The sequence below is a fragment of the Halorubrum sp. GN12_10-3_MGM genome (genome assembly GCF_005435235.1).
GTDB classification, from domain to species: Archaea; Halobacteriota; Halobacteria; order Halobacteriales; family Haloferacaceae; genus Halorubrum; species Halorubrum ezzemoulense.
This window is the reverse complement of sequence record NZ_SGUB01000055.1, coordinates 1-5,376: the sequence shown is the minus strand read 5'-3', so window position 1 is coordinate 5,376 and position 5,376 is coordinate 1. Positions and strand designations below refer to the sequence as shown.

1 tRNA gene and 3 rRNA genes are annotated in these 5,376 nt (G+C 58.0%); all 4 read left to right on the top strand.

Annotation, left to right across the window (positions count from 1 at the left end):
• Positions 1 to 195 precede the first annotated feature (195 nt).
• The 4 genes from EXE47_RS18190 (at position 196) to rrf (ending at position 5,336) form a co-directional block, all read left to right on the top strand.
• A 16S ribosomal RNA gene (locus tag EXE47_RS18190) occupies positions 196 to 1,665 on the top strand.
• Between the two features lie 162 nt (positions 1,666 to 1,827).
• Positions 1,828 to 1,899: transfer RNA gene (locus EXE47_RS18185), tRNA-Ala, on the top strand.
• Between the two features lie 270 nt (positions 1,900 to 2,169).
• Positions 2,170 to 5,084: ribosomal RNA gene (locus EXE47_RS18180) — 23S ribosomal RNA — on the top strand.
• Between the two features lie 130 nt (positions 5,085 to 5,214).
• Positions 5,215 to 5,336 (top strand): 5S ribosomal RNA (rrf, locus tag EXE47_RS18175).
• The 16S, 23S and 5S rRNA genes sit together here with 1 tRNA gene alongside, the layout of an rRNA operon.
• Positions 5,337 to 5,376 lie beyond the last annotated feature (40 nt).

The window sequence follows — 5,376 nt, the reverse complement described above, 5'->3', positions numbered from 1 at the left end:
GATGAGGATCGCGCCCCCTGCGCTCCGGCGTAAGCGGCGATCTGATGTGAGCCGTGGTCGTTCGGTGTCATCCAAGCCGCTGGATGGACCGGACACCACACAGACCAATGCAATGGTGTGTCAACCTTCGTCTCAACCGAAGTTGACACCCGCCAACACCCCCTTCGAGCCGGGAATCAGGCTCGAAGGATACTCATTCCGGTTGATCCTGCCGGAGGCCATTGCTATTGGGATCCGATTTAGCCATGCTAGTCGCACGAGTTCAGACTCGTGGCGAATAGCTCAGTAACACGTGGCCAAACTACCCTTCGGAACACAATACCCTCGGGAAACTGAGGCTAATAGTGTATACCATACCACCACTGGAATGAGTGGTATGCCAAACGCTCCGGCGCCGAAGGATGTGGCTGCGGCCGATTAGGTAGACGGTGGGGTAACGGCCCACCGTGCCAATAATCGGTATGGGTCATGAGAGTGAGAACCCAGAGACGGAATCTGAGACAAGATTCCGGGCCCTACGGGGCGCAGCAGGCGCGAAACCTTTACACTGCACGACAGTGCGATAGGGGGATCCCAAGTGCACAGGCATAGCGCCTGTGCTTTTCGGTACCCTAAGGCGGTACCAGAATAAGGGCTGGGCAAGACCGGTGCCAGCCGCCGCGGTAATACCGGCAGCCCAAGTGATGGCCGATCTTATTGGGCCTAAAGCGTCCGTAGCTGGCCGCGCAAGTCCATCGGGAAATCCACCTGCTCAACAGGTGGGCGCCCGGTAGAAACTGCGTGGCTTGGGACCGGAAGGCGCGACGGGTACGTCCGGGGTAGGAGTGAAATCCCGTAATCCTGGACGGACCGCCGATGGCGAAAGCACGTCGCGAGAACGGATCCGACAGTGAGGGACGAAAGCCAGGGTCTCGAACCGGATTAGATACCCGGGTAGTCCTGGCCGTAAACAATGTCTGCTAGGTGTGGCTCCCACTACGAGTGGGTGCTGTGCCGTAGGGAAGCCGCTAAGCAGACCGCCTGGGAAGTACGTCCGCAAGGATGAAACTTAAAGGAATTGGCGGGGGAGCACTACAACCGGAGGAGCCTGCGGTTTAATTGGACTCAACGCCGGACATCTCACCAGCATCGACTGTAGTAATGACGATCAGGTTGATGACCTTATCCGAGCTTCAGAGAGGAGGTGCATGGCCGCCGTCAGCTCGTACCGTGAGGCGTCCTGTTAAGTCAGGCAACGAGCGAGACCCGCACCCTTACTTGCCAGCAGTACCGCGAGGTAGCTGGGGACAGTAGGGGGACCGCCGTGGCTAACACGGAGGAAGGAACGGGCAACGGTAGGTCAGTATGCCCCGAATGTGCTGGGCAACACGCGGGCTACAATGGTCGAGACAAAGGGTTCCAACTCCGAAAGGAGACGGTAATCTCAGAAACTCGATCGTAGTTCGGATTGTGGGCTGCAACTCGCCCACATGAAGCTGGATTCGGTAGTAATCGCGTGTCACAAGCGCGCGGTGAATACGTCCCTGCTCCTTGCACACACCGCCCGTCAAAGCACCCGAGTGAGGTCCGGATGAGGCGTACCTCGTACGTCGAATCTGGGCTTCGCAAGGGGGCTTAAGTCGTAACAAGGTAGCCGTAGGGGAATCTGCGGCTGGATCACCTCCACCGACCCGAGACCTCCCTCTGGGAGGCTCACCTTAGACCGTCACCACGACGGTCACTACTCATTCGCATTGGACTGTGTACCGTCCGCCCACCCACCGGCTTGGACACCGCAGAACGACCACGGCTCACACAACACGCGAGAACCTTCCCACCAGGGAAGGTGGGCTCATAGCTCAGCGGTAGAGTGCCTCCCTTGCAAGGAGGATGCCCTGGGTTCGAATCCCAGTGAGTCCATGTCCGTCCGAAGCGAATCCGTCCCCTTAAGTGGGAGACGCGACTCGGTTCGGACACGACGACCGATGCACCATCCCGGGAAACCGCGGATGGGAAGGGTTCGACGAACGCCCCGTCACACCCGGGGCGATTCAATGACAACCGTGTATACGTGCGATCCAGACGTCCACTGAACTCATCCGAGTTCGTGGAACGTCAGTGAACCATATACAGTCGGGTGACACTATGTCACTTGACCGTCAGTGACTCTCCTTCGAGAGTCGACTGACACACTACTGGCTACTGTGCCAGCTGGTGAATGGCTCGGCTCGAGAGCCGACGACGGACGTGCCAAGCTGCGAAAAGCTCGTGGGACCCGCATGGAGGGAAAGAACACGAGATCTCCCAATCGGAATCCGTTCAACAATTGCCACGCGCAATAGGGAACGCCCTGAATTGAAACATCTCAGTAAGGGCAGGAAAAGAACGCAACAGCGATGTCGTCAGTAACCGCGAGTAAACGCGACACAGCCCAAACCGAAGGTCTTCGGACCAATGTGGTGTTCGGGTTGACAACCAAATCTCGACACTCTCTCAGAAGTCTCCTGGAACGGAGCGTGAAACAGGGTGACAACCCCGTATGAGAGAGCAGTACGGATGGCGTCAAATCCAGAGTAGTAGGGGTCGGATATCCTCTATGAACATCTCAGGCATCCCCTGAGAAGGCTAAACACTCCTCGAGACCGATAGCGAACAAGTAGCGTGAGCGAACGCTGAAAAGCACCCCGAGAAGGGCGGTGCAATAGGGCCTGAAATCAGCTGGCGATCGAGCGACAGGGCGTACAAGGCGATTCTTGAAACGACCGAGGAGCGATCCTCTAGTAGGAAGAGAATCGAGCCGGCGTCGTGTCGTGCGTTTTGAAAAACGACCCAGGGAGTGTACTTGATTGGCGAGTCTAACCGGCGAACCCGGGAAGGCGCAGGGAAACCGATACGGCCGCAGCATTGCGAGGGCCACCGTGTTCAAGCGCGGGGAGTCAATCAGGTGCGACCCGAAACCAGGCGATCTACGCGCGAGCAAGGTGAAGCGTGGCGAAAGCCACGTGGAGGCCTGTTAGAGTTGGTGTTCTACAATACCCTCTCGTGACTCGTGTGTAGGGGTGAAAGGCCCATCGAGCCTGGCAACAGCTGGTTCCAACCGAAACATGTCGAAGCATGACCTCATCCGAGATAGCCCGCGGGGTAGAGCTACCGATTGGATGACCCGCCTCCGAGAGGAGTCGGCCATCCTGTCGAACTCCAAACCCGCAGGCGTTGTAGACGATGGGAGTCCGGTGCGCGGGGTAAGCCTGTGTACCGTGAGGGGAACAACCCAGAGCCGGGTTAAGGTCCCAAAGTGTAGATTAAGTGCGATTCGAAGGTGGTCTCAAGCCCTAAACAGCCGGGAGGTGAGCTTAGAAGCAGCTACCCGCTAAGAAAAGCGTAACAGCTTACCGGCCGAGGTTTGAGGCGCCCAAAATGATCGGGGCTCAAATCTACCACCGAGACCTGGCCGTGCCCTTGACAGGGGCAACCGCGTAGGTTGGCGTACTGGTCGGACGGAAGCCCGGGCGAGAGCTCGTGTGGACCGTCCAGTAACGACAATCCTGGTCACAGTAGCAGCGATAGTCGGGTGAGAACCTCGACGGCCTGAAGAGCAAGGGTTCCTCGGCACTGCCGTTCAGCCGAGGGTTAGCCGGTCCTAAGGTGTACCACAACTTGACTACACCGACGGGAAGCTGGTTAATATTCCAGCGCCATCGTGCAGTAAACGCCGACGCCGTGTGGAACGCTGAGCCGGGCACTCGCCCGGTCGAATCGTGAAAACTCGTGGACGCCGTCACGGCACGAAGCGAGCGAAACGCGAAACAGCGAAAGTCAGCCGTACATAGGGCCCGTGAAAAGGCAAGCACGATGTCCGTACCGAGATCCGACACAGGTGCTCTGCCAGCGCAAGGCAAGGCCTGTCGGGAGAACCGACGTTAGGGAATTCGGCAAGTTAGTCCCGTACCTTCGGAAGAAGGGATGCCTGCTCTCTAAGGAGCAGGTCGCAGTGACTCGGGCGCTCCGACTGTCTAGTAACAACACAGGTGACCGCAAATCCGCAAGGACTCGTACGGTCACTGAATCCTGCCCAGTGCGGGTATCTGAACACCTCGTACAAGAGGACGAAGGACCCGTCAACGGCGGGGGTAACTATGACCCTCTTAAGGTAGCGTAGTACCTTGCCGCTTCAGTAGCGGCTTGCATGAATGGATAAACGAGAGCGCCACTGTCCCAACGTTGGACCCGGTGAACTGTACGTTCCAGTGCGGAGTCTGGAGACCCCCAAGGGGAAGCGAAGACCCTATAGAGCTTTACTGTAGGCTGTCGCTGAGACGTGGTCGCCGATGTGCAGCATAGGTAGGAGTCGTTACAGAGGTACGCGCGCCAGCGCGCCACCCAGACAGCATTGAAATACTACCCGTCGGTGACTGCGACTCTCACTCCGGGAGGAGTACACCGGTAGCCGGGCAGTTTGACTGGGGCGGTACGCGCTCGAAAAGATATCGAGCGCGCCCGAAGATCATCTCAGCCGGGTCGGGAATCCGGCGAAGAGCGCAAGAGCACAAGATGGTCTGACAGTGTTCTTCCCAACGAGGAACGCTGACGCGAAAGCGTGGTCTAGCGAACCTACGAGGTTCCGGAATGGGACCCGTAGATGACAGAAAAGCTACCTTAGGGATAACAGAGTCGTCACTCGCAAGAGCACATATCGACCGAGTGGCTTGCTACCTCGATGTCGGTTCCCTCCATCCTGCCCGTGCAGAAGCGGGCAAGGGTGAGGTTGTTCGCCTATTAAAGGAGGTCGTGAGCTGGGTTTAGACCGTCGTGAGACAGGTCGGCTGCTATCTATTGGGGGTGTGAGGTACCTGACGTGAACGAACGTATAGTACGAGAGGAACTACGTTTGGTCGCCACTGGTGTATCGGTTGTCCGGAAGGGCAGATGCCGAGTAGCCACGCGACACGGGGTAAGAGCTGAACGCATCTAAGCTCGAAACCCACATGGAAAAGAGGTACCACAGAGGTCACTCGTAGAAGACGAGTTCGATAGACTCGGGGTGTACGCACCGAGGCAACGAGGTGTTAAGCCCACGAGAACTAACAGACCAAGCCACATTCATTGGCGCTGACGCGCCACGACTCGCATGAGTTCAGGCGGTATCTGGATCGCACGTACACACGGTTGGTATCGAACCACGACCGACACAGGAGTCTCTATAGAGAGTCTCGGTTCGACTCCGAGAGTCGGCATAAAGGCGGCCAGAGCGGTGGGGACACACCCGTACCCATTCCGAACACGGAAGTTAAGCCCACCAGCGTACCGTGAAGTACTGGAGTGAGCGATCCTCTGGGAACCACGGGTCGCCGCCTGCCCACTCATCCGGGAGAATACTCCCACCCAGCCCACGGACGT